20 protein-coding genes are annotated in these 24,317 nt (G+C 47.9%); 12 read left to right on the forward strand and 8 right to left on the reverse strand.

Going from position 1 to position 24,317, the window contains the following annotated elements; all coding sequences use genetic code 11:
- Nucleotides 1-54 precede the first annotated feature (54 nt).
- Both D3H65_RS33165 and D3H65_RS11360 read right to left on the reverse strand, forming a co-directional pair.
- Entirely contained in the window at nucleotides 55-594 is a 540-nt protein-coding gene (locus D3H65_RS33165; protein WP_211345667.1) for a CAP domain-containing protein, read from the reverse strand.
- Nucleotides 595-706: 112 nt separating this feature from the next.
- A complete protein-coding gene (locus D3H65_RS11360; RefSeq protein WP_119050424.1) occupies nucleotides 707-1,168 on the reverse strand; it encodes a GNAT family N-acetyltransferase in 462 nt (153 codons plus the stop codon).
- Between the two features lie 305 nt (nucleotides 1,169-1,473).
- Between D3H65_RS11360 and D3H65_RS11365 the strand changes: the two genes are divergently transcribed.
- Nucleotides 1,474-1,953: an SRPBCC domain-containing protein gene (locus D3H65_RS11365; protein ID WP_119054479.1), complete on the forward strand. Its 480-nt coding sequence runs from the start codon at nucleotides 1,474-1,476 to the stop codon at nucleotides 1,951-1,953.
- 220 nt (nucleotides 1,954-2,173) lie between these two features.
- On the opposite strand, the gene fbp is transcribed toward D3H65_RS11365, so the two are convergent.
- Nucleotides 2,174-3,181, reverse strand: coding sequence for a class 1 fructose-bisphosphatase (gene fbp / locus D3H65_RS11370; protein WP_119050425.1), 1,008 nt, complete (start codon nucleotides 3,179-3,181; stop codon nucleotides 2,174-2,176).
- Nucleotides 3,182-3,489: 308 nt separating this feature from the next.
- Between fbp and D3H65_RS11375 the strand changes: the two genes are divergently transcribed.
- From D3H65_RS11375 to D3H65_RS11400, 6 genes are all read left to right on the forward strand, one after another.
- A complete protein-coding gene (locus tag D3H65_RS11375; RefSeq protein WP_119050426.1) occupies nucleotides 3,490-4,761 on the forward strand; it encodes an aspartate kinase in 1,272 nt (423 codons plus the stop codon).
- A 9-nt stretch (nucleotides 4,762-4,770) separates the two neighbouring features.
- Nucleotides 4,771-6,558 carry a MutS-related protein gene (locus D3H65_RS11380; RefSeq protein ID WP_119050427.1) on the forward strand — a complete coding sequence of 596 codons (1,788 nt, stop codon included), beginning with the start codon at nucleotides 4,771-4,773 and terminating at the stop codon, nucleotides 6,556-6,558.
- Nucleotides 6,559-6,729: 171 nt separating this feature from the next.
- Complete coding sequence (locus tag D3H65_RS11385) at nucleotides 6,730-7,887, forward strand: hypothetical protein (protein ID WP_162915557.1); 1,158 nt, start codon at nucleotides 6,730-6,732, stop codon at nucleotides 7,885-7,887.
- Nucleotides 7,888-7,921: 34 nt separating this feature from the next.
- Nucleotides 7,922-9,463: a T9SS type A sorting domain-containing protein gene (locus D3H65_RS11390; protein ID WP_162915558.1), complete on the forward strand. Its 1,542-nt coding sequence runs from the start codon at nucleotides 7,922-7,924 to the stop codon at nucleotides 9,461-9,463.
- A 34-nt stretch (nucleotides 9,464-9,497) separates the two neighbouring features.
- Nucleotides 9,498-10,169: a uracil-DNA glycosylase gene (gene ung / locus D3H65_RS11395; protein ID WP_119050430.1), complete on the forward strand. Its 672-nt coding sequence runs from the start codon at nucleotides 9,498-9,500 to the stop codon at nucleotides 10,167-10,169.
- 123 nt (nucleotides 10,170-10,292) lie between these two features.
- The gene (locus tag D3H65_RS11400) at nucleotides 10,293-11,036 is read left to right on the forward strand and encodes a lysophospholipid acyltransferase family protein (RefSeq protein ID WP_119054480.1); all 744 of its coding nucleotides are present in this window, start codon (nucleotides 10,293-10,295) and stop codon (nucleotides 11,034-11,036) included.
- A 127-nt stretch (nucleotides 11,037-11,163) separates the two neighbouring features.
- On the opposite strand, the gene D3H65_RS11405 is transcribed toward D3H65_RS11400, so the two are convergent.
- The gene (locus D3H65_RS11405; RefSeq protein WP_245999728.1) at nucleotides 11,164-13,809 is read right to left on the reverse strand and encodes a putative LPS assembly protein LptD; all 2,646 of its coding nucleotides are present in this window, start codon (nucleotides 13,807-13,809) and stop codon (nucleotides 11,164-11,166) included.
- Between the two features lie 160 nt (nucleotides 13,810-13,969).
- Here D3H65_RS11405 and D3H65_RS11410 point away from each other — a divergent pair, with 160 nt between their 5' ends.
- From D3H65_RS11410 to D3H65_RS11430, 5 genes are all read left to right on the forward strand, one after another.
- The gene (locus tag D3H65_RS11410; protein WP_119050432.1) at nucleotides 13,970-14,902 is read left to right on the forward strand and encodes an N-acetylmuramoyl-L-alanine amidase family protein; all 933 of its coding nucleotides are present in this window, start codon (nucleotides 13,970-13,972) and stop codon (nucleotides 14,900-14,902) included.
- A gap of 184 nt (nucleotides 14,903-15,086) precedes the next feature.
- On the forward strand, nucleotides 15,087-15,989 hold the full coding sequence (locus tag D3H65_RS11415; protein WP_119050433.1) for an N-acetylmuramoyl-L-alanine amidase family protein: 903 nt from the start codon (nucleotides 15,087-15,089) through the stop codon (nucleotides 15,987-15,989).
- A gap of 232 nt (nucleotides 15,990-16,221) precedes the next feature.
- Complete coding sequence (locus D3H65_RS11420; RefSeq protein WP_119050434.1) at nucleotides 16,222-17,211, forward strand: MlaD family protein; 990 nt, start codon at nucleotides 16,222-16,224, stop codon at nucleotides 17,209-17,211.
- 10 nt (nucleotides 17,212-17,221) lie between these two features.
- Nucleotides 17,222-18,862 (forward strand): OstA-like protein, encoded by a 1,641-nt coding sequence (locus D3H65_RS11425; RefSeq protein ID WP_162915559.1) that lies wholly within the window; start codon nucleotides 17,222-17,224, stop codon nucleotides 18,860-18,862.
- Between the two features lie 258 nt (nucleotides 18,863-19,120).
- Nucleotides 19,121-19,582, forward strand: a complete 462-nt coding sequence (locus D3H65_RS11430) for a hypothetical protein (protein WP_119050436.1) — start codon at nucleotides 19,121-19,123, stop codon at nucleotides 19,580-19,582.
- A gap of 1 nt (nucleotide 19,583) precedes the next feature.
- Here D3H65_RS11430 and D3H65_RS11435 read toward each other — a convergent pair whose 3' ends face one another.
- From D3H65_RS11435 to D3H65_RS11450, 4 genes are read right to left on the reverse strand one after another with little or no spacing between them, the layout of a single operon-like run.
- Complete coding sequence (locus D3H65_RS11435; protein WP_119050437.1) at nucleotides 19,584-20,711, reverse strand: glycosyltransferase family 4 protein; 1,128 nt, start codon at nucleotides 20,709-20,711, stop codon at nucleotides 19,584-19,586.
- Nucleotides 20,712-20,720: 9 nt separating this feature from the next.
- Nucleotides 20,721-21,980: a protoporphyrinogen/coproporphyrinogen oxidase gene (locus D3H65_RS11440; RefSeq protein WP_119050438.1), complete on the reverse strand. Its 1,260-nt coding sequence runs from the start codon at nucleotides 21,978-21,980 to the stop codon at nucleotides 20,721-20,723.
- Nucleotides 21,981-22,001: 21 nt separating this feature from the next.
- Complete coding sequence (locus D3H65_RS11445) at nucleotides 22,002-22,703, reverse strand: 4'-phosphopantetheinyl transferase family protein (RefSeq protein WP_119050439.1); 702 nt, start codon at nucleotides 22,701-22,703, stop codon at nucleotides 22,002-22,004.
- 3 nt (nucleotides 22,704-22,706) lie between these two features.
- Nucleotides 22,707-24,317 (reverse strand): MBL fold metallo-hydrolase, encoded by a 1,611-nt coding sequence (locus D3H65_RS11450; protein ID WP_119050440.1) that lies wholly within the window; start codon nucleotides 24,315-24,317, stop codon nucleotides 22,707-22,709.

Consider the following 24,317-nt stretch of genomic DNA (forward strand, 5'->3'; position numbering starts at 1 on the left):
AAGTAATGATACACAACCTGGCCAGAAATAGTTTCAGGAGAAAGGCTATTACCCCTAATTCGCAAATATCTGTGTAAAGTACAGGACGCTCTTCTCATCTCTTGCTACACCAATGCCGGTAAGCTTGTACTTGCCTTCAATGTTCTTTTTGTGGCCGGAGCTTTTGAGCCATCCATTGACCACTTCTTCGGCTGACCTGCTGCCGTACGCAACATTTTCGGCGGTGGCGGTGACACCGGCTACTTTGGAAGTGATCACCTTGCTGCGGTAAGAAAAACCATCGTGGCCAAATGGAGACTGGTGGGAGGCCATGGCAATAGTATGCCGGCGGGCCTCAGCCTCGATCACGGGATTAGATGACAAGGCAGGCAATCCTTTCTTCTTCCGGTGCTGGTTGATCAATACCAATATCTGGTCTTCCAGCGCAGGCGCCACAGTAGCGGTAGATGCCTTGGGCAAAACTGGTCTGGAAGACTTGGTGGTAGTAGTCGTTTTTGAAGCATCTGCAGCCGGCTTACTGCTGGAACAGGAAGAAAAAGCGATAATAAAAACGCTGATATACAATACAATTGTGTAAGAAATGCCCCTATGCATGAATTTATAAATTTAATATATCCCCTTACTAATTTTATACCAGCTTTGGTGAAAGGAAAGAGAAATACGAGTCGGGAACCCGGAGTTCAGAGTCGGGAGTTGGTGGGCAGGCTCACTTTTCCAGTTCCAGCTCCATCTTCACATCGGCAGTGGCAAAAGGTGAATGTTCCACTTTTACATGGCGGAAACCATATTTCTCGTACAGGGAAATGGCGGTTTTAAGCTGACTATTGGAAAACAGGGAGAGTTTTTTGGCCTTCCACTCCCTTGCGGTCTCCATGCAGCGGTCGATCAGCAGCCGGCTGATGCCCTTCCCCTGCCAGGCCGGTGTAACGGCCATCTTGGCAAACTCATATTCGCCCTCTCCTTCTTTCATCAACGCAGCGGAGCCAACTACTTCATCGCCCGCCATTGCCAGGTAAATAATACCGCCCCGGTCAATGATGGTACCCCGTGGATCGTCCAATACCATCAGGTCATGGGACTCGGTCAGGTTGTATTTATCCAGCCATTCGAGGTTAAGTGTTTTAAATTCAGGCGCATACTTGTCTTCGTATAACACAATAGAGATCATACAACCGTTTTTTAAGGTTTATTAATAAAATAAGTACATTGAAATAGCTGCCCAATGCAAAAGGTGCATTGTTTAAGGCATTGTGTTTTAGAAGGACCAGTGAGTAGACCGGCAAGATACAACAAATCCGGTAACCAGGAAAATACCCTGGCGCCACCAAGGTGGGCCGTTCTGCAGTGCTGCATATGCCAGGCGGCAGAGCGACTCACCTTAAAAAGGACGGCAAGCCTAACTTCATGACATTGCCCTGGTGCTGTATTTGCATCGGCAACCATACTACATTCATCATCCAGGAGGAAATCGTTATGGCATTTGAATCTAATCAAAAAAGGACCGACCGGGGGACAAGGGTTATCAAGGCATCTCCCCACAGCATTTACCAGGCCATGCTGAACGCTGAATCAGTAGCAGCCTGGCGTCCGCCAACAGGCATGAAAGCCGAAATCTATGCTTTCGAACCCCGGGAAGGAGGTAAATACAAGATGGCCTTTATCTATGAGGACACAGCAATTGCGGGCAAAACCGCTGATAATGCTGATGTATTCGAAGGCAGGTTTGTGGAACTGGTGCCAGATAAACGTGTGGTGGAAGCGGTTGTATTTGAGTCTGATGATCCGGCCTTTGCCGGCACGATGACGATCGCTACCACGCTCACAGCAGTGGAAGGTGGTACGGAAGTAGCCATTGCCTGTACGGATGTACCTTATGGTATAAAAGAGGAAGACCACCAGCAGGGGATCAGGTCTACGCTGGAAAATTTGGCGGCGTTTGTGGAGGGGGCGTGAATCGTGAATCGGCAGTCGGCAGTCGGCAATGAATACACGTCCCGCAGAGCGGGACAAGTTATGCTTCGATAGCAGATCTCTCACTCCGCTGCGCTGCGTTCGAGATGACAAGAAAGGGGAGGTCATTCGTTCGAGATGACAAGAAAGGAGAGGTACTTCGTTCGAGATGACAAGCAAGAGAGAGGCGCTGTGTTCGAGATGACAAGAAAGGGAGATTGCTTTATAAGCAGGCTTCAAATTCTTCCATCATGCCTTTGCTGCCAATGAAAAGGGGCGAACGCTGGTGCAGTTCGGTAGGATCGACATCCAAAATACGCTGGCTGCCATTGGTAGCCTTACCACCCGCCACTTCTACTATAAACGCAAAGGGATTGCACTCATAAAGCAAACGCAGCTTACCCTTGGGCTTATCGATAGTGCCCGGATACATAAAGATGCCGCCCTTAATAAGGTTGCGGTGTACATCGGCTACCATACTGCCAATATAACGTTGTGTGTAAGGTCCGCCATTGTCCTTTGTCTTCTTCTGGCATTTGTCGATATACTTCTGTACACCGGGTGCGTACTGGAAGAAGTTGCCATGGTTGACAGAATATATTTTACCAAACCCGGGGCATTTGATATTAGGATGGCTGAGGCAAAATTCACCAATGGAAGGATCGAGGGTAAAGCCATTTACGCCCCGGCGTGTACCATACACCAGCATGGTAGAAGAACCATATACCATATAACCGGCAGCTACCTGCTTGTGGCCCGGCTGCAGAAAATCGGCTGCGATAACGGGTGTGCCGATCGGGCTGATGCGCCGGTACACGCTGAAAATGGTACCGATGGACACATTTACATCTATATTACCACTGCCATCGAGGGGATCGAACAGGCAGATGTATTTGGAGTTACAGCTGATCTCATCATCAAAAGCCACAAAGTCATCCAGTTCTTCGCTGGCTATACCGGCACAACTCACCCCATGTTGCAACACGCCCATAAACTGGTTGTTGGCAAATATGTCCAGTTTCTTCACATCCTCTCCCTGCACGTTCACGGCGCCCGCATCGCCCAATATATCTACCAGCCCGGCTTTATTGACCTCCACATTCACCCTTTTGGCAGCCCGGCCCATATCGCGCAGGAGGCCGCTCAGTTCACCGGTGGCATGGGGGAAATCCCTTAGCTGTTGAATGGTGAACTCATCCAGGGTCATTACTTGGCGGTTAATCGTACTCATGTGGGCTGTTTTTGCGTGTAATAGGTTAAGTGGTGCCAAAAGTAAGGCGAAAGGCCTGAAAGTCAAAGCGTGCCGGAATCCGCAAAGTCCCGCCGGGCCTGCAAAAACGGTATAGCTGAAGGAGAAACAGGTTATTTTTTTTTATTATCCACCGGGCAGCAGGCTTCGGCAGCCTCCTATAAAGTATTCGGGCCCGTATGCACCTGAACCGGGTGGAAAGGCATCATACTATCATATTTTTAACGACTTTTGCCACCGTTGAAGGTTATTGGCCTGTCAACTTATCAACTTACTAACTATCCACTTACATGAAGGTTTTTAAATTCGGGGGCGCCAGCGTGCAAAGCATTGAAAGGATCCAGCTGGTGGCAGATATACTGCGGAGTTATCCCAATGAAAAGATACTGATCGTCATTTCAGCGATGGGCAAAACCACGAACGCGCTGGAAAAAGTAGCTGAAGCATTCTTTAATAATCATAAGGAGGAGGCGCTGCAGCTGTTTGAAGCTGTCAAACAAAATCATCTTACTACAGCCAAATACCTGCTGGTGACGCATTACAATGAAGCGCTGGAACGGTTGAGCCACTTCTTTACGGAAGTGGAATGGCTGCTGCACGATAAACCGGTACGTGACTTTGACTACTACTATGACCAGATCGTATGCGCGGGAGAATTGTTATCGACGGGTATTGTAAGTGCCTATCTCAATGAAGTGGGCATCGACAATAGTTGGATCGATGTACGGGACATTGTGCGCACGGACAATAACTTCCGCGACGCCAATATCGATTGGACTTTTACTCAGCAAAAGGTCAACAGCGAGATACTGCCGCTGTTTGAGGACAGCAACCTGGTCATCACGCAGGGCTTTATCGGTGCTACGGACGATAACGAAAGCACCACGCTGGGCCGGGAAGGCAGTGATTATACAGCGGCTGTATTTGCCAATATGCTGGATGCGGACAGTCAAACGATCTGGAAAGATGTGGAAGGGGTGATGAATGCGGACCCCAAAGCATTTCCCGATGCACAATTCATCAGCGACCTCAATTATACGGAAGTGATCGAGATGGCCTATTATGGCGCGCAGGTGATACATCCCAAAACGATCAAGCCATTGCAGAATAAAGGCATCCCTTTGCAGGTAAAATGTTTCCTGGATAAGACGCTGCCGGGCACTATCATCCACAACAAACCGGTGAAGAACCTCCCTCCTATTATTGTGGTGAAACCACAGCAGGCATTGATACACCTGCACTCCAGGGACTTTTCTTTTGTAGGCGAAAAACCGGTGGCGGATCTGTATGAGCTGCTGGCGGAGATCCGGATCAAACCCAACCTGATGCAAACAGGGGCTGTTTCGATCCAGGTGTGCCTGGACGACCGGCCTGAGAAAATAGAAAAGCTGGCGCTGGCAGCTTCGGCCTTCTTTGAAGTGGAAGTAGAAAAAGGGCTTACGCTGCTTACGATCCGCCATTACAACGAGGCGATCCTGCAAAAAATGATTGCCGGCCACACGATAGAACTCCGGCAACAATCGCCCGAAACCGTACAGGTATTGATGTTACCTACCCGTTAAAACCCTCGCATGATGCAAACACCCACGGCTTTTTACGAAGAGAAGATCAATCAATACAGCACGGAATTACAACAGGTACAAAAACGCAGCCTGCTGGTATCGGGCGCGCGCCTCGCCAGTTTCCTGGCGCTGGCCTGGAGCATCTGGCAATGGGTGAAGCAAGAAGACGATAGTATCTATAAAATTGCCACGGTTGGTTTCCTGGTACTCTTCATTCTGTTCATCCGCATTGCGCTTAACCTGGGGGACCGGAAAAAGCTATTGGAGAAACTGCTATACGTGAACCGCAATGAGCTGGATATATTGCAATACAAACCCAACCGGTTTGACAACGGCCTGGCATTTACGAGCAACGACAATTACTCGGGGGACCTGGACATCTTTGGGGCCAACTCGGTCTATCACCTGCTGAACAGGACCACCACGCATCATGGCACACAGGCGCTGGCGGGATTACTGCAACAATCTTTGCTGACAAAAGAAGCTATTGAGGAACAGCAAGCAGCGGTAAAAGGGCTTAGCACACAAAAAGAATTACGCCAACTGATAACGGCACATGGCCTGCTGCACGAAGAAAAAGCAGGGAACCTGCATGATGTGGCCGACTGGCTGCGGTGGCCTTCGATCATACAAGGCAAACGATGGCCCAATACATTACGGCTGCTGGTACCGGCCTTCAATATCGGAAGCATAGTATTCTGGGCATTCACGGGTAATTACCTGCCGCTGCTGGCCGGTTATTTTATTGGCTGGTGCATCGTGGGGGCCTTCGCCAAACAAATTACGCAGCAGCATATGCTGTTGGGCAAAAAAGAATCGATCCTTGGCCAGTATGCGAGGATCCTTCAATTGTTCAGTGGGGTGGATAAAAGCGGCTCCACTTTATTGCAACGTGAGCAAGCCACTGCCGGTGAAGCGCATCAGGCTATCAGGAAACTGTCCAAGCTTTCGGGCCTCTTTGACCAACGCATCAATTTGCTGGTGCTGATCTTCCTGAATGGTTTTTTCCTGTACGACCTGCAATGTATGTGGGCGCTGGAAAACTGGAAAGCCAGGAATAAAGACCGCTTTGATAAATGGATAGCTTGTACGGGCGCTATTGAAATGCTGAACGCACTGGCCACTTTTGCCTTTAATAATCCGGCCTATCATTGGCCGGCCGTGAACGACAACGGGGTATCCATTGCAGGAAAAGGGCTGGCACATCCCCTGATCCCCGCCGCAGCATGTGTGGCCAATGATTTTACGCTGGGTGTGGAAGAACGCCTGGCGCTGGTCACCGGATCGAATATGAGTGGTAAAACCACTTTCTTAAGAACGGTAGGTGTGAACCTGCTGCTGGCGCAATGCGGCGCCCCGGTATGCGCTACAGCCTTTTCTTTTACGCCCATGAATATCTTATCCTCCATCAGGGTAAGTGACTCGCTGCAAGAGCATACCTCCTATTTTATGGCAGAACTGAAACGGCTGAAACAGATCATCCGTCATTTGCAGGAACACGCTACACCTGCGCTGGTACTGATCGACGAGATACTGCGGGGTACCAATTCAGAAGATAAAACACATGGCTCGGAGCAGTTCATCAAGAAACTGCTGCAATATAATTCTCTCACGATGTTTGCCACGCACGACCTTTCGCTGAGTGTACTGGAACAGGAACTCCCCGGCCAGCTGAGCAATTATTGTTTTGAAAGTATTATCCGGGATGGGGAACTGATCTTTGATTATACGCTGCAACGAGGGGTTGCGAAAAACAGGAATGCTTCTTTCCTGATGGGGAAAATGGAGATTATTTAGGTATTAGCTTTTAGGGGTTAGCAGTTAGCCTTTAGCTTCGATAGCGGATCTTTCCGGCTTTCTGACTTACGGACTTCCGGGCTTAATTCACATACAAAACTCCGTAGTTCACATACAAGTTCCCCTATCCGGCATTGGCCCATAGTACTTTAGCTGCCACAAGTTATTATTATGAGAAAGATGATCATTGCAGGTCTGATGCTGATGCTTCAGGCGCCGGTGTATGCCCAGGTAGGCATTGGCACCACGACCCCCAACCCAAGTGCAGCGGTAGATATTTCGGCCATAGACAAGGGATTGCTGATCCCACAAATGACAGCTGTACAACGTACAGCCATTGCCAATCCTGCAACAGGATTGCTGGTGATACAAACGGATGGGACACCTGGCTTCTATTATAATGCCGGCACACCGGCTGCACCCAACTGGCTCAACCTGAGCGCCTATAAGCTGCAGCAAAACATCAACACGAACGGAAAATACATTTCAGGCGATGGCAGCGATGCCGGTATCAAGGTGGCGGAAAATGGCTTTGTGGAGGCCAGCGGCCCTCTTACCGGCACCAACAGAGGTATATCACCATCACCTGGCGCTAAAATGATCTGGGCGCCTTATAAGGCTGCTTTCAGAGCAGGCTATTTCGCAAACAATGAGCTGCAGGAAACTAATATTGGTTCTTATTCTGTGGCCATGGGTTATAATACCCAGGCAGCAGGATCGGGCTCCGTTGCTATAGGCACCAATGCCCGCGCCATAGCGCCCCTCACTATCGCCATGGGAATGAATGTAACGGCCAATGCCTTGAACTCGGTGGCCCTGGGTTCGAATGTATCAACCAATGGCATGGCAGGTTCTTTCATTTTGGGTGATAACCACACTACGGCCCCCACTGGCAACAGCATCAATAACCAGATGGTCATGCGGTTTGAAAATGGTTACCGCCTCCATGCAGGGGACCGGCCCCAGGCCGTTATAGACATTGATGCAGCCGGCAGAATGGGCATCGGAAAAGCCCCGACAGAAAAACTGGATGTAGCCGGTAATATCACGTACACCGGCACACTGGACATGGGTATTCAAATAGTGAGCAAGGACGTTTCTATTCCAGGTAACGGCAGAGGGGATTATAATTGTGGTTGCCCCACGGGCACAAAATTGATAGGGGGTGGAGGCGGTCACCGTGACTGGAACAGCGCAGTAAGTGACATTGAACTTGCCTACAGCGGTCCACATGCTGAGAACCTTAACTTCTGGCGCATCATGGCCCAGAATACATCGGGCAGCTCAAGGGCCTTGCGTATCTATGCCATCTGCGCCAAAGTTAAATAATACAGACCCAACCATTCCCTTATCAATTAAGATCATGAAACAAACTAACTTATTTACCGGTCTGCTCATCTTTTGCACCTGTTGTCTCCAGGCGCAGGATGCACTTTATATTAAGAACGGTACAGGTATTACTGTTCAAAATGGCGCTGTTATAACAGTGAAGGGCAATGTAACATTGGAAAATGGCAGTATGCTGAACAACCAGGGGATCATTTATGTGGGGGGCAGCGCATTATTGGGAGCCGGTCACTGGACGGATCTTTCTGCAACAGGCGGCACTTATGGCACGGGCCGGTTTGTGTTTGATGGAACTATCAACCAGCAGATCAGTACACCCTATACTTTTTCGCGCCTCGACATCAATGGCAGCAGCCTTGAATTACACAGCAATATCAGTGCGCAGAAATGGTACCTGCAAAAAGGATATGTGACCACGGGTGCTTATGCAGCCATTGTGACGGATGCTTCTGCTACGGCCCTGGAAGCAGATGCAACCAATCCGGGCTTTACGCAAAGCTGGATCAATGGGGCGCTGCGCCGGTATATAACACCCGCATCTGTAAGCGGCTATCCCTTTCCCGTAGGTAATACGGTACGTTCCAATCTGGCTGTATTGACCAACCTGAGCAGCAACCCGCTTACAGGGATCAGTTATATAGAGGCGCGCTTTGTACCCAAACCCGGCACCGATGCAGGGCTGGTGGTGACAGAAGGCGGCGCCACCTATGTATCTGTTGCCCCCGAAGGAGTTTGGAACATCAGCGCCGATGCTTCCCCTACAGGCGGCCAGTATGATCTGCAACTTTACTTCAACGGATTTTCGGGACTGACGGATAATATGTTTGCCATTCTGCAACGCCCCGCGGGCAGTACGAATGGGGCTGACTGGATTCGCCCTACGGGCAGTACTATTCAGCCAACGGGCACTCCGGGCAGAACCGTGGCCAGTGGATATGCGATGCGTAGTAACGTTACTACTTTTGGACAATTGGGCATTGGGCTCACGGCCACCTCCTTACCCGTAACCCTTGTTGATTTCAGGGCACAGCGGCTCCATGCAGGGCTCGTACAGTTGAACTGGGCAACAGCTACGGAGCAAAACAACCGGGGCTTTGATATAGAAAGAAGGTGGCAAACGGAGACGGCCTTCAAGGTCATTGGTTTTGTACCCTCGCTGGCCACAGGAGGCAACAGCAACCTGCTGCTGCGCTACCAATATGCTGATGCCAACGCATACAAGGGAGTTACCTATTACCGGTTGAACCAAATTGATCTCGATAACAGGAACCATTATACACTTATCAAAGCGGTGAAAGGGACCGGCCAGGGGGGTGTTACGGTATTGATGTGGCCCAATCCCAACAAAGGGCAGTTCAGCATCCGGATAGATGGCAATACGAAACAACTACCAGCCACGATTACGGATATGAATGGCAGGATAATACAGCAGTTAACGATCAATGGAAATACACCGGTCAATATTTATGGACTGGTGGCAGGCACTTATGTGGTGAGCATCCCTGATGTCTTTGGCAGTGGGGAAGATTTCCGCGAGAAGGTGCTGGTGGTGCGGTAGGAAGTTTTTCCATACTTTTACGCAAAATGCCAGTATGGATGTTAAAATAGATGCAAGCTGGAAGAAGGTTCTTAAAGATGAATTCAACAAAGAATACTTTAATCAGATCGTTGGTCACCTGCGCATTGAAAAAGCAGCGGGCCACACCATTTATCCTCCGGGCAGTCTTATTTTCAATGCCTTTAACCTCACGCCTTTTGAAAACGTGAAAGTGGTGTTGCTGGGACAGGATCCCTATCATGGAAAAGGACAGGCGCATGGTCTGTGCTTCTCTGTACAGGATGGCATTAAGCCCCCTCCTTCCCTCGTTAATATCTACAAAGAAATCAACAAGGACATCGGTCTCCCCATTCCCACGCATGGTAACCTTACCAAATGGGCGGAACAAGGGGTACTGATGCTGAATGCTTCCCTTACTGTACGTGCCGGTGAACCCATGAGCCATGCCAAGATCGGCTGGGCCGAATTTACAGATTCGGTGATACGCAAGGTATCGGATCTGAAAAAAGGAGTGGTATTCCTGCTCTGGGGAAAATTTGCCCAGGCTAAGCAGGAGCTGATCGATGAAACGAAACACCAGGTGCTGAAAGCAGCGCACCCTTCCCCCTACTCTGCCGATGCCGGCTTTTTTGGCTGCCGCCATTTCTCCAAAACGAATGAATACCTGATGAAGGAAGGACTGGACCCTATCGACTGGTCGGTGTAGAACAGCCAGCTGTGAGCCACGAGCTGCGAGTCCTTTGCTTCGATAGCAGATCTCTCACTCCGCTGCGCTTCGTTCGAGATGACAAGGATGGATGATGGGAGCTGTTTTCCGTATCTTGCGCCTATGAAGTTCATCAAAGAGATACTGGGTCGCCTCTTTGCCGTGTGGGCAATCCTTATGTTTATCCTCACCCTCCTGGTGTTCATGATCCCTTTCCTGTTGTTTACCTATTACCTGCCCGATCCCAAAAAGACATTCCGTTTTATTGCGCAATCGAGGGTATGGATGGGTGTTTACCTGCCGCTGATCGGCTGTCCCCTGCGGGTACGTGGCAAGGAAAATTTTGAGCCGGGGAAAAATTATGTGGTGGTATGCAACCACAATTCACTGATGGATGTGCCCATTTCCTCTCCCGCTATACCCGGTGGCAATAAGACCATTGCCAAAAGTGAGATGGCCAAACTACCTGTATTTGGTGTTATTTATAAGACAGGCAGTGTGCTGGTAGACCGGAAGAGTGATAAAAGCCGCAAGGATAGTTATACAACAATGAAGAAAGTGCTGGGCATGGGCTTACACATGTGTATCTATCCCGAAGGCACCCGCAATAAAACGGATCAACCCCTGAAACCATTTCACGATGGGGCTTTCCGGCTGGCCATCGATACGAATAAGGCGGTGGTTCCCGGCATTATCTTCAATACACGCAAGGTATTACCGCCCAGCAAACCTTTTTTCCTGATGCCGCACCGCCTGGCCATACATTTCCTGGCACCCATTCCTGTAGAGCCCAATGATACAGTGGAGACCTTAAAAAACAGGGTGCATGGTGTAATGGCAGCCTACTATGAAGCAAACCGGCAATGATTTCGGATGTAGGATGTAGAATTTAGGATTCTTCAGGTCTAACAACGCAATAAATTAAAAACAGTCAGCCGTTTCAAGGTGCGGAGCAATCCTACATTCTAAATCCTACATCCTACATTCCACATCTTTATTGCCCATAGAAATACCGCGTTCTGTTGACCTTCAGGTCGCGAAGGATGCCTGATTTGGGATTGATGGTAAAATTGAAGGTGCGGATAGGTCCTACGGGGGTCACATTGATAGACAATTGCCAGCAGTGCATTTCGCGCGAAATAAACATGGTGAACATCTGTATCGCAGAAGTATTAAAATCGTAATAGGTATTCATGCCCATTTTCCATTTGGGGGTGAGGTTGAAATCCCCATTCAGGCTCATGTTGGAATTGGTCTTTGTTTCGAAACCGGAATAGTCGGCTTTGAAATTACGGCTGAAGCTGAAAGAATAAGAAATATTCAATGACCAGGGGATATTAAAATCAGCAAACTCAGCGGCGTGCTGTTGTGTATAATTCATCTGCTCCATTTGTTCTTCCGGGGTCATAGGAGGCAGGTTATTGTTATTGAACTGATCCTCTTTTTCCTTTGCTTTCTTGTCATCCTTCGGCTTGCTCTGGAAAGAGGTAGAAACAGCTATATTACCATTGGTGATACGGCCCGGTGAGAACCGTCCTCCCTTCCAGGCATACTCATTGATACGGTATCCGCGATCATTGACCTTATAAGGATCGAGGTTGGCGCCGGCAGTGATATTGATCTTTTCAAACAAGGTGCTGCGGAAATAAAGGCTGATCGTAGACAGCTTGAAGGAGTCGGCCAGGAAGTTATAACCACCATTGAAACCAAAACCATCGATGAGGCGTATCTTTTTAATACCCCCATCTGTGGTGTCTTTTTTAGACCGCACTTTTGCTTCTATATTATTATCCAGGCCAAAGCTGATACCACCAAACTGGCCTTCGCCGAATGGACCGAAGATGGTACCATCATAATAAGAGAAACGATAGAAGTTTTTACCCGTAGAATCGACCTGCATTGTATAATAATCCTTTGCGGCCATATCAGGCTTATAGCTGATGGAGAAAGTAGGCCTTATTACGTGTCGGATAGCGGTAATGGGACTGTTGGGTCCAAAATTCTCAAACTTTCCAAAGATGGCGGTACTCAATCCCAGACTGAAAGAGAGATCCCGGGCGGTATAAAACCCTTTCTGAATACTGGTATCCATGCGATTGGTGAGCTTATTCCAGTTGCGCCTAAATTTCCGGGAATACCATTTTTCCTGGTAACTGATGCCGGGCGATACCTGTAAAGGGCCTAACGAAGGCAGTGATAGCTGGATAGGGATATTGTGTTGAGCGCCCCATTGCATGGTATCGATGAGCTTGCTCAGGCTAAAATCTTTTTCATAGATACTGATCTGGTTGGCCACATTGGTGTTCAATCCCACGCCTAGTTTTTCATACCATTTAGATTCACCAATCAATTCCTTTCGTGCGAAAGGGTAAAATGTATTAACTGTAAAAGCCACATTGGGCAGGTTCATGTTGATCAGCGCCGGTTCATTATTATTCTGGTTGTGGTTGGCACTGGCCGTCAGGTTGTACCGGGTACCCCAGGTCTTGGAATAAGTGATAGATGAGTTCAGGTTATTCTGCACATTGCGCATGGGGTTGTTGGTCACATACTGGTTGTACTTGGAAGAACCCGCATTTACGTTGGCCGAGAAGGTTTGCCCCGGCCTGGCCCGGCTGTCTACGGTATGGCTCCAGGAAATATTGAAGGTTTGGGCTGTCGTAAACTCCTGTTTGGCGTCATTGCTCAGGATACGGGTGCTTTGATAAGCGAGGTTCATGGAACCATTGTACCGGTAGCGTTTGCGATAGGATGGTGTTACAAATGCCGCCCAACCACCATAAGAATAGATATTGGTGCGAAGGATCACATCAAAATAATCGTTCAATACTTTATAATAACCCAGCCCTTCCAATCCCAATCCAAACTGGTCGCTGGCGGTAAATTGAGGGGGCAGCAAACCGGAATGCCTTCCCTGTGAAAGGGGGAAAAATCCAAAAGGCAGGTATATGGGCACAGGAACGCCTTCAAATTCGGGGTGAATAGGCCCGGTTACGGCCAGTTTCTGACTCACCATCTTCATTTTGGGTGTACGGAAAGCAAAGTGTGGGGTATCGAGGTTACAGGTAGTAATAATACCCCGGGCAGCGAAATATTCAGTAGGTGATATCTTTTTGATCTTTTCTCCCTGTACAAACATTTCACCCTGGGCAGTGATGGTACTCTGTGTGATGCCCTTTTGGGTCTTTGTATTGAAGCGCATGAGATCAGCATCCATCTTCGTGTCGGCCTGGATCATCTTAGGTCTGCCGATGATATTGCCCGCTGAATCGCGGCGGAAGGTAGCGACCACCTCATTCTTCTGCTGGTCCATTTCAATACTGTCGGCGGTAAGGTCCATATCCTTATACTTCACATTGGCCTTACTATACAAGATGACCTTCTTACTAGGCACATCCATCACGATGGAGTCGGAAGCAGCATAATGTACGGGAGCATCGAGCGAGTCTTTGGACATCTTTACATCAAAGGTGTCTGACTTTATAGCGGCGGAATCTTTTGATCTGATGGAAGCAGAATCCCTGACTGCAGGGATGGTATCTGTTTTGTTGGGAATAGTATCAGTCCTGGGTTTGGTGGTATCCTGGAAACCCGTTAATGAAATGCCAAATCCGGTAGCAGCAGAATAATTACCGTGCATATTCATCGTTAATAATAACAATGAGACGAGTAATATCGGCAACGAAAGTTGTTTTAGGCTATTTTTGCGTCCGTTAATCATATGCAGTGGTGGGCAAAAATAGTTATTAATGCATTAAGATTATGTGAAGATTGGCTGGCCCATAAAATCATAACGAAATATGTTCAAAAGGTTTACAGGGATAGTGGTGTTGGCTGTTTCCCTCTCTATGCTGATCGCTTTCACCGTTAAGCAACCGGTACCACATAAACAAAAGCCTGCATTAGGTATCATTATTATTGATCCCGGGCATGGTGGCATGGACCCCGGCACCCTGGGCAGCTATTCGCGGGAATCGAGGGTGGCCCTGGCGATCTCCCTCAAACTGGGTAAAGCCATTAAGGCTGCCTTTCCTGATACCAAGGTGCTGTATACCCGCACTACGGACATTTTGCCCGGACAAAGAACGCTAAAAGAGTCTTACTATTATAGGTCTGATTTTGCCAATCAATCGAATGGCGATCTGTTCATCAGCATACATTGTAACGCCATCGGCAAAAAGCCGGGGGGCTGGTACGAGAAAAAGATCGTTTCCTACAAAAATGTCACCACAGGCAAGGGTAAAAAGAAAAAGACGAAGCAGGTTCCGGTATACAAGTCCTACTACGTAAAAAATACGCATAAAGGTACTGAGACCTATATCTGGGCCGCGGACCGCGTAGGGTTTAAAGGAGAGGCTATTAATCAACGGCAGGAAGAGAGTGGAGAGAAAACAGATAGTTCTATCACTTTCGATATGAGTTCACCGGAGTCCCGTATCAGGGCCCAGCTGTATGAAAAGAAATATTTTGCCAAAAGCCTGCTGCTGGCCAATCATGTGGAAGAAGCATTCGATAAAGGCGGGCGTATAAGTTATGGGGTTAAACAACGGAACCAGGAAGGCATCTGGGTGCTGCAGGCCACGGGAATGCCCAGTATACTGGTAGAAACGGGCTTTCTTTCCAATACGGAGGAAGAGAAATACCTGAACAGCGAAAAGGGGCAAAACGAAGTGGTAGCAGCGATCGTGGCTGGTCTCAAAAAGTATAAAGCCTCGCTGGAAAACACGAAGTGAGTCGGAAAGACGGGAAGTCCGAAAGTCCGAAAGTAATACAGTAGAGGCTATCCGTTTTTCTTCCGGTCTTCCGGACTTTTGGACTTCCGGTCCTATTTTAACGTATTAATAAGCATCTTCATCCGTTATTTTTGCATCTTGCCCTATATATCACCAGCTATCTTAAACAGAACCGGATTATAATATGATTAAAAAGATCACCTGTTTTTTGCTGATTGCTACGGTTTTTACAGTATTGACGGCCTTTTATACTGAGCCTACCGGGGTAATGCAAAAGCCTGTGATTAAGACCATTATCATAGATGCCGGCCATGGCGGATCGGACAATGGAGCCCGGGGAGACTACTCCTTTGAAAAGGACATTTGCCTCGGCATAGCCCTTAAACTGGGTAAAAAACTGGAGCAGGAATTTCCCCAGATCAAAATACTGTACACACGTACGAAAGACGAATACCCCTCCATTAAGTCGAGGGCCGACTTTGCCAATGTGAATAAAGGTGATCTCTTTGTATCCATCCACGTAAACGCCGGCCCCAAAATAAAGCATTCCAATTTTGCGGGCTACCGCACAGAAACCTACTATACAGGCAAAGGCAAAAGCCGGAAGAAAAGGACCCGGAAGGTACCCAAATACACTATCTACTATACAGACAATCCTTCCAATGGGACTGAAACCTATATCTGGGCTGCTGACCGCGCCGATGCCAAAGGAGAATATGTATCAGAGCGTATGTCGGAAGAAGTGAATGACTCCACGGAATATGCGCCGGATATCAATGATCCTGAATTTAAGGCCAAATCGCTCTTGTGGACGAAACGCTATTTTGACAAAAGCCTGGCGCTGGCCACCATGGTGGAAGAAGAGTTTGTAAATGGCGGGCGGGTAAGCCGGGGTGTAAAACAACGGAATGAGAAGGGCATCTGGGTGCTCCAGGCCACAGCGATGCCCAGTATACTGGTAGAAACGGGCTTTATTACCCACCGGCCTGATGAGGACTACCTCAATAGCGTCAAGGGGCAGGAAGAAGTGGCGGGCCATGTATTGGCAGCCATCAAACGCTACAAAGAAGGTTCGGAAGGCAAATAAGAAGACAGGAGACAGAATACAGCATACAGAAGCCTTTGTTTAGAAAGCAGAAGCCCTAAATTCATGGATCCTGCCTTATACCATGGCCTCCAAGGTTCAGATTCTGTATTCTGTCTCCTGTATTCTGTATTCTCCCCTCGTAATTCCTTATTTTTGTTGATAATATACTTTTTGGGGGTGGTCTCAAACAGACTGCTGAAAAAAGTGTTATTTGCTCACAAAATAGCCTGTAATGAAAATTTCGAATGAAACCAAGGTGGGATCGCTGACTGCTATCGCTATCGTAATCCTGATCCTGGGCTTTAATTTTTTGAAAGGAAAAAACCTCGCCGACCGGAGTGACAAGATATATGCAGAATTTCCCGCGGTAGATGGCCTGCAGGTTTCCAATCCCATTTTTATTAACGGGCTCCAGGTAGGAAAGGTGTACGGAATGGTAGAAAAAGACAAAAACCTGAGTGGGGTGGTCGTGACGATCAGCCTTACCAAAGACATTAATATCCCCAAAAATTCTGTAGCCACGATCAGCAGCGAACTGCTGGGCACCACTTCTATCAAGATCAGGCTGGGCAGCGGCGGCGATTATATACAAGATGGAGATACTTTGCAAACGGCCAAAACATTGGGCCTGGCTGATAAACTGCAAAGCAGCCTTGACCCTACGCTGGCCAGTGTGAATAAAACACTGGGCTCGCTCGACGTGGTATTGCAAAACCTGAACAGTGTACTCGATCCCAATACTAAAAACAACCTGCAAAGTATTGTAGCCAACCTCACCTCTTCTTCCAGGTCACTGGAGAAATTACTGGATGCGCAAACGGGTATGCTGGCCAAAACACTGGCCAATACAGAATCGGTGACGGGCAACCTCGCCAAGAACAATGATAAGATCAATGCTACTGTAGACAACCTCGAAAAAGCCACAGCCAAACTGGCCAATGTAAAATTGGATGAAGCGGTAGCCAGTTTACAAGGCACCCTCACCAAACTGGGGGCTGCTGTAGATAAGGTCAACAGCAACCAAAGCTCCATCGGTGCGCTGTTAAATGATCGCAAATTGTACGACCAGTTATTACAAACGAATCGCAGTTTGACTACCTTGCTCGACGACTTGCGGACTAACCCAAAACGTTATGTTAACATATCTGTTTTTGGAAGAAAAGATAAAAAAGGGCCGCTGATGTCGCCTATATATGATTCTACTTCTACGTCGAAACCCTGAAGACAATAAGATGCGAAGGTTTATCTGCCTGTTTGTATTTTTCGCACTGGCGTTTTCCAGTGTTTCTGCCCAGGTAACCAGTACCCCGCAGCCGGGCGCTGATACCATGAAGGTAGTGGAGCTGATCTATGCAGATCGCTTACGGACAGAGCAAAAAGACTCGGTTACGGAAGTACAGACGCTGGCGGGGAAGGTACACCTGAAGCAGGGCAAAACCCAATTTTACTGCGATAGCGCTGTCTATAATAAACACACCAAGATCGTGGAAGCTTTTGGCCATGTGCACATCAACGATGCCGACAGTGTACACACCTATGCGGATTACCTGCTCTACCACGTAGATACCAAACTGGCCACGCTCACCAGGAATGCAAAGCTCACGGATGGCAAGACTACGCTATTGACGGATGAATTGCATTATGACGCCAACCAGAAAATCGGGGAATACTTCAACGGCGGGCGTGTACTCAACAACCAATCGGTATTAACCAGCAAGGAAGGCACCTATTACGGCGAACTGAAAGATATTTATTTCAAAAAAGATGTGGTACTTAAAGACCCCAAGTACTACCTCAAGTCGGACTCTCTTTTATACAATACCAGTACGGAAACAGCCACCTTCATTACGAAAACGTATATCGAAGACAGCGCCAAACGTAAGATCACTACACGGGAAGGATATTATGACCTGAAGCACCGCAATGCCAGTTTTGGCAAGCGGCCCATTATAGAAGACACCAAGGCCAGAACAAAGACGATCGCAGATATTGTGGAAACGGATGATTCAACGGGTATCACTACGCTTATCGGCCAGGCAGTGCACATCGACAGTGCGCAAGGGGTATCCTTACTGGCAAACCTGATCATCACGAACCGGAAAGAGGAAACGCTCTTTGCCACGCAGCATCCTCTCATGATCATCAAGCAGGACAATGATTCGATCTATGTAACAGCCGACACGCTGTTCTCCGGCAGACTCAGTAAGATGAAGGTACTCACCCAAAAAGATTCCCTGACGGGCAAAACGGATACGATCAAAGGAGCACTGACGATCAATACCAAAGACAGACCCCAAAATGACAGTGCCGACCGGTATTTCCAGGGCTATCACCATGTGCGTATTTATTCAGATTCGCTGCAGGCGGTAGCCGACAGCATGTTCTATTCAGGTATTGACTCTGTTTTCCAGCTATTCACTGATCCGATAGCCTGGGCCAGCAACAGCCAGATAACAGGCGATACGATGTACCTGTATACCAAAAATAAAAAGCCGCAACGACTCTATGTATTTGAGAATGGCTTTGCGGTCAATAAAGTAGGCAAGGATATGTACAACCAGTTAAGGGGAAACAGGATGAATGGTTACTTTATAGATGGCAATATTGATTATATGCGTTCCAAAGGCAATGCCGAAAGTGTGTTTTATGTGATGGACAGTGACAGCGCCCTGGTGGGCGTTAATAAAGCCGAAGGGGATATTATTGATCTGCGTTTTCTCAATAAAGAATTGAATAAGGTAGTGGTCATCAGTGATCCTAAAGCTACCATGTTCCCCGCCAAACAAGCTACAGAACAGGATAAGGTGCTGCGCAGCTTCCGCTGGCTGGAAGCCAGGAGGCCGAAGTCGAAGTTTGAGATGTTTGAGAATTAGCCCCGTGAATCGGCAGTCGGCAATCGGCAATCGGCAATCGGCAATCTTTTGCGTCGATGGCCTTTTGCTTCGAAAGCAGATTTCTCACTCCGCTTCGCTTCGTTCGAAATGACAGAAGGAAGGGTTTCGTTCGAAATAAACAAAAGGAAGGATTTCATTCGAAATGACAGAAGGAGTAGTTTCTTCACTCAACTTTAACAACACCCCTTTAATACAGTGGCACTATTTTTCGTTCATAAGTAACAAACCAGACGGATCATGAAACGTATCGCACTGCTCTTCACCATCACCTGTCTCTTTGTTTTCATTGGCCAGGAGTCCTCTGCACAGGATTACCGCCTTGGCCTGGGTCTACGACTCAGCAACTCCACGCCCACACTCAACAGTTCATTCAGTGGCAAATATTTCGTTACCGATCGCAGTGCTGTAGAAGGACTGGTATCCTTTGGCAGCCGCTTTGGTATGGGCGCTTTGCTGGAGATCCACCAGCCATTTGCCTCGGCACCGGGCCTGCGCTGGTTCTATGGTGTAGGCGCTTATGTGGGCTGGGAGTATGGTGATACGTACCTGGGGCCTACGGGCGCACTGGGACTGGACTATAAGTTTTCCAACGCGCCTATCAATTTGTCGCTCGACTGGAAACCGGAGCTCGACATTATGCCGGACATCAATTTTGTACCCGACGCCTTTGCACTTACGGTACGCTTCACTTTGAAATAAGTCAATTGGCAGGGGCTTCCCCATTTTTATCGATCAGGGTAATCTGATCAATAATCTTCTGCACGGTATTTCGCCAGGTGAATTGCTGCAAGGCAAAAGATTGCGCGCCGGCCCCCATGGCAGTAAGCCTGCCGGTATCGGACATCAAATTACTCAATACGCCTGCTAACCGTTCCGCATCGGGTGAATCGATCCCTACACCAAACTTACCGTAATGGGATAGTTCAGGAAAGCTGTTGCGGTTCAAACCTACGATGGGCATTTTACACAACATGGCTTCTATATACACCAATCCCCATGGCTCGTTGATAGCAGGCATCAGGAACAAGCTGTGGCTATTAAAAAGCTCCTGCAACTGGCCAATGGACAGAAAATCATAGGCAGTGATATTGGGATGACTGGCCATTTGCTGGTACTTCTTTTGCCCAACGATGGACAGGTGCATATCAGGATGTTCGCGGAGGGCCTTTTTAAATGCGTCCAGGACTATGAATCCTCCTTTATCTTCAAACCTACCCTTGGCGGCAAATAATATCTTCTTCTGTCTGTAATCCTTCTGACCAAAAAAGGGTTTGATAACACCAGGCCCCGTACCCACTACGGTAATTTTGGAAGGATTGACATGGTAATGATTGATCAGGTTCTCTTTAACATATTCGCTGATGGGGAAAATATGTGTAGCCTGTGCAAACGAAAGCTGTTCCAGTTCTTCACACAGCTTTATGATCCGTTTGGAATACAAGTGCCTGAAGGTGGAATGTGTAGACCACAGATCCCAGGTAGAATCGCAATAAATATAATGATACTGGCCTTTGGGGAGCTTTCTGAATGGCAGGTCGCCGGTGCCAAAATGCAATGTATGGTTTGAGACTGACCTGCGGGTATTTTTGACAGATGTGGCAGCATTTATCTGCCTTACGGTCCTGCTTCTTCTCTCCCAGCCCGGCTTGACATTGTAATACAAAGCGCCGGTAAATTTCAGGAAACGGCTCAGCAGGGTATTCTCATCGGAAGAAAAAGCGGAGGCGAGGTTATCATTGGCCTCCAAAACCTTTAAAATGTTGTAGGGTGTACCTGACCACACTTTGGGATTATGCGGATTACCAATACCACATATATTGATCTTCATAATTAAGATTTAGTTTACTTCTTTAACCAGTTCCATTTTTTGCTTCAGTTGGTTTACCAGGTCCATACTACGTTTTATACAAACATCCATATTGTAATATTGCCACTCACCAAATCTTCCCAATGTAGCCATGCCCGCTTGCTGCAGATAGGCTTGTATGCGTTGGGTAGCAGCAGCATAATTTTCATCAAATACTACATAAGCATGATCGGATACATGGTAGTCGAGCGGACGGATCAAAAAAGGATCCTGTTCGGCACTTTTCACCATGCGTTCCCGGGATATTTCGCCTACGGCTTCGATAATGGAGAAGTTCCTGGCGGGCGAAAAAAACGACCCGATATGGATATACCGATGAAACAGGCTGTCGGGGGAGGGAATATAAGTCCAGGTATTATTGGTGGGCATTGTTTCCCAAAGCATGGTGGTCACCTTATTATACCTGAGTTGGCCGGCCATCTCCAGGATGCCGGGCGGAGTACCTGTTATTAAGCCGGGTAAAATATCGAGCGGCAGTGTGCTCACGATCATATCATAGGTCCTGGAGCCATTAACTATCCATTGCCGACGGCTTTTATCATGGTGGATATGGTTTACGTTGAACCCGTACTCAATATTTAACCCATCGGCCAATGCATCAATAAATGTATTCTGGTCATTAGAGTTGGGATAATAAAAGCTGGCATGTGGCATCTGATCATTGGCCTGCCCGATCAATCCTTTGAAAAAGGATTGTTTATCAGGCAGGGGTAACTTCCCTTCCACCCATGCCGGGCTCATTTCCCGGGGATGCCTGTTCCATATTTTGGTATTATAGGGTATGAAGTAGGCTTCGGCCAGGGTATGGCCAAACATCTTTCTGAACCAGTCTTCGAGGGAAGCATAAGACCTGTCATCAACAGCGTTCAGAAAGTCCTTTGTGATGTTTAAAGCGAGATCGGGTGCAAATGCATGGATCTGCTTAACAGCAAATTCGATAGGATATAGCACTTCATGATCCAGCAGCTTTATTACAGCGCGCCTTTGCACGCTATGCCATTGGTCTTTACTGAGTACCTGCTCAAAGACAAACCGCAGGACTTCAGGATACTTTGAATTAAAACAATGCCCTCCTGTAGGATGCCAGGTAACACCCTCCACGGTCCTTGTTCTGGCGATGCCACCATGAACCTGGTTTCTTTCCAGTATTTCAACGTCAAAATGACCTGCAGCCAGTTTAGCAAAGCTACAACCAGCAATACCTGCTCCTAAAACACCAATTCTCTTCATGGTATTTATTATGAAAGTCGGTTAGTGGGAAATAGACTTAGTCAATAAGCCTGGAAACAAAGAGCCAATACATTGCTGGAGGTTGATATACCTGGGTGCAGGCGGTGTGTCTGCCAGGCCGGTAAAGGCGACGGCTGTGGCATATGCTCTATCCATTTCTATGGATACAATGCTCCATTGTTCTCCTTCTACAGCTATTATATCATCCGTTACATCTATAGCAGCAAGCGGCAGGGATAGCCCCTTCCCTATTGCTTTCACGACAGCTTCTTTCCTTGCCCATAACCTGTAAAACAAGGCGTCATCCTTAGCTTCCTGCAAAGCATTCCACTCCCGCCCGCTGAATACATTGGAATAATCGTCGATATACAGAGGCTTCATGATCTCGATATCAACCCCTATTTTTCCGCTTTCGGTAAATGCCAACAAGGTATAATTGCCCGAATGGGTAATATTGAAGTCAACGGGGTAATTAAAATAAGGCCGGTTGAAGGAGGTGTATTGAAGATCGGCCAGGGAGAGATGCTGATCCAGGCCTGTTTCTTTCAGTGCCTTCAGCAATAATAGCTTGCCTGAAAAGGTAAGCAACCTGTCTTCATCGTACTTATACCTTACTATCCCTTCCCGCACACTTTCCGGAAAAAAGGGCAACACGCTGTGCATCCAGGGCACTGCATCCGGACTATTGACGGCTGCAGTATAATACAGTAATGGAGTCGCCATCACTCAGGCGAATTTCCTTTTATCGTATAATATCTCCTTTTCTCCATACAATCGCTCTGCGATCATACCGCGCGAAGTGCACTCGGCTATCAGCTTATCGGATTGGATAATGGGATTGGATTCCTCTGTATATTTTATACTGCTGATAAATTCCAGCCAGGGCTCCTGCCCCATGGCATATACATAAATTTCACCCGGCTGGAACAGGTCGACCAACACGATGCCTTTGTTGTAATCAGACCCTGACAGTCTTCTGCTGCCATCCTGATCCCGGGGGATTTTCTTCGGCATCAGTGGCCCGTAGAGCCAGCTCAGGGGCGCTCCATCGCACTCCATGCCCAGGAACACCACATCCACATTGCCGATCTCCCTATGTATGTGTTTATACAAGGCAGGTTCAATAACTCTTGAATCGGCCATGAATAACAGGCTGAACTGGTCTACCCGTACATGGTAACAAAGTTTACACAGGATATTGAGATCGCTGTGCTCACCAGTAAAGGGAAGGCCAGTAATGGTAATATCTTCAAACTGGATGGTTTCCATTTCATCCAGTTCTATTACGTCGTTGAAACCAATATTGTTAAACATCAGTTTCAGGTTGGGGTCTTCCAGCCTTCCGCCACGGGTACGTGGTACAATAATATTTTTGACCTTATGCCTCAATGGCAATAAGGTCTCAAACAGAATATGATCCTGGTGATTGTGGGTGATCATTACATAGTCGATGGTATCGGGCAGGTCGATATCGGAAAAGTGCTCCAGGTCGGAGTGATAGCCATAATAGCTGATCACGGGATCGAGCAGAATACTCAGGTTTTTGGTTTCTACCAGGATGCATGCATGGCCGAAATAACGCATGCGCACCTTATCGCCGGTATATTTGCTATAGGCAGCCGGTGTCTCCTCTGTAAAAAGGGTTTCGAACAAGGGCTCCTGCTTCGGAGATATACCCAATAAGGATTTGATATAACCAATCGGTTGTGGCGATCGTTTCATTTTGGCCAGTTCGTCTATACCTGGATGGCTAAATGGTATATCCAACCGTAGCACATCCGGCTCTGCCAGCCTGGGTGTACTGAGGCAAAAGGGACGATGGTCGTTATTGGTGATCCATAAAGCTATGCTTTGCGCCGACTGGTCATAATATTTGCTTTTGTACAGCAAGGACTCAAAGAACCTGAAGGAAGGATTATTGTGAAGGTCATAATACAGTTCTACATACCCTTGTAAGGGCTCTGGCACTTTCTTATACAACTCTTCCATTGAATAACCCTTTGCTTCGTTCTGCAACAGGGTGTCCAGCGCCCGGATGGCTTTGGTAAGCTCAAACATGGCGGCCCTTTCTGTATGGGTATTTTGCATCAAGGCGGTAACCTCTTCAATGCGGCCACCATTGAAATCCATAAAGGGGCCGCCTCTCATTTTTGCATTTAATACTGCCTGTGCATGGGCCTCGGGATTGGCCAGGTAAGACTCCATGATATCCATATGCCGCTTTACCACATTCATAGCTGCCGTTGCGGGCGATATCAGGTGTGGCCAGGCATACCAGGAATCTACCAGTGGCTCTATAACCACGTTGGGCTTGAGGTATACTACACGATTATCCAT

It is taken from the genome of Paraflavitalea soli, from assembly GCF_003555545.1.
GTDB classification, from domain to species: Bacteria; Bacteroidota; Bacteroidia; order Chitinophagales; family Chitinophagaceae; genus Paraflavitalea; species Paraflavitalea soli.

Bases quoted from the DNA above. Each gene is read 5' to 3' on its own strand.
- D3H65_RS11400 (WP_119054480.1), top strand. From the start codon at position 10,293: ATGAAGTTCATCAAAGAGATACTGGGTCGCCTCTTTGCCGTGTGGGCA.
- D3H65_RS11390 (WP_162915558.1), top strand. From the start codon at position 7,922: ATGAAACAAACTAACTTATTTACCGGTCTGCTCATCTTTTGCACCTGT.
- ung (WP_119050430.1), top strand. From the start codon at position 9,498: ATGGATGTTAAAATAGATGCAAGCTGGAAGAAGGTTCTTAAAGATGAA.
- fbp (WP_119050425.1), bottom strand. From the start codon at position 3,181: ATGAGTACGATTAACCGCCAAGTAATGACCCTGGATGAGTTCACCATT.
- D3H65_RS11380 (WP_119050427.1), top strand. From the start codon at position 4,771: ATGATGCAAACACCCACGGCTTTTTACGAAGAGAAGATCAATCAATAC.
- D3H65_RS11360 (WP_119050424.1), bottom strand. From the start codon at position 1,168: ATGATCTCTATTGTGTTATACGAAGACAAGTATGCGCCTGAATTTAAA.
- D3H65_RS11430 (WP_119050436.1), top strand. From the start codon at position 19,121: ATGAAACGTATCGCACTGCTCTTCACCATCACCTGTCTCTTTGTTTTC.
- D3H65_RS11420 (WP_119050434.1), top strand. From the start codon at position 16,222: ATGAAAATTTCGAATGAAACCAAGGTGGGATCGCTGACTGCTATCGCT.
- D3H65_RS11385 (WP_162915557.1), top strand. From the start codon at position 6,730: ATGAGAAAGATGATCATTGCAGGTCTGATGCTGATGCTTCAGGCGCCG.
- D3H65_RS11445 (WP_119050439.1), bottom strand. From the start codon at position 22,703: ATGGCGACTCCATTACTGTATTATACTGCAGCCGTCAATAGTCCGGAT.
- D3H65_RS11440 (WP_119050438.1), bottom strand. From the start codon at position 21,980: ATGAAGAGAATTGGTGTTTTAGGAGCAGGTATTGCTGGTTGTAGCTTT.
- D3H65_RS11425 (WP_162915559.1), top strand. From the start codon at position 17,222: ATGCGAAGGTTTATCTGCCTGTTTGTATTTTTCGCACTGGCGTTTTCC.
- D3H65_RS33165 (WP_211345667.1), bottom strand. From the start codon at position 594: ATGCATAGGGGCATTTCTTACACAATTGTATTGTATATCAGCGTTTTT.
- D3H65_RS11410 (WP_119050432.1), top strand. From the start codon at position 13,970: ATGTTCAAAAGGTTTACAGGGATAGTGGTGTTGGCTGTTTCCCTCTCT.
- D3H65_RS11450 (WP_119050440.1), bottom strand. From the start codon at position 24,317: ATGGATAATCGTGTAGTATACCTCAAGCCCAACGTGGTTATAGAGCCA.
- D3H65_RS11365 (WP_119054479.1), top strand. From the start codon at position 1,474: ATGGCATTTGAATCTAATCAAAAAAGGACCGACCGGGGGACAAGGGTT.
- D3H65_RS11415 (WP_119050433.1), top strand. From the start codon at position 15,087: ATGATTAAAAAGATCACCTGTTTTTTGCTGATTGCTACGGTTTTTACA.
- D3H65_RS11405 (WP_245999728.1), bottom strand. From the start codon at position 13,809: ATGCACGGTAATTATTCTGCTGCTACCGGATTTGGCATTTCATTAACG.
- D3H65_RS11435 (WP_119050437.1), bottom strand. From the start codon at position 20,711: ATGAAGATCAATATATGTGGTATTGGTAATCCGCATAATCCCAAAGTG.
- D3H65_RS11375 (WP_119050426.1), top strand. From the start codon at position 3,490: ATGAAGGTTTTTAAATTCGGGGGCGCCAGCGTGCAAAGCATTGAAAGG.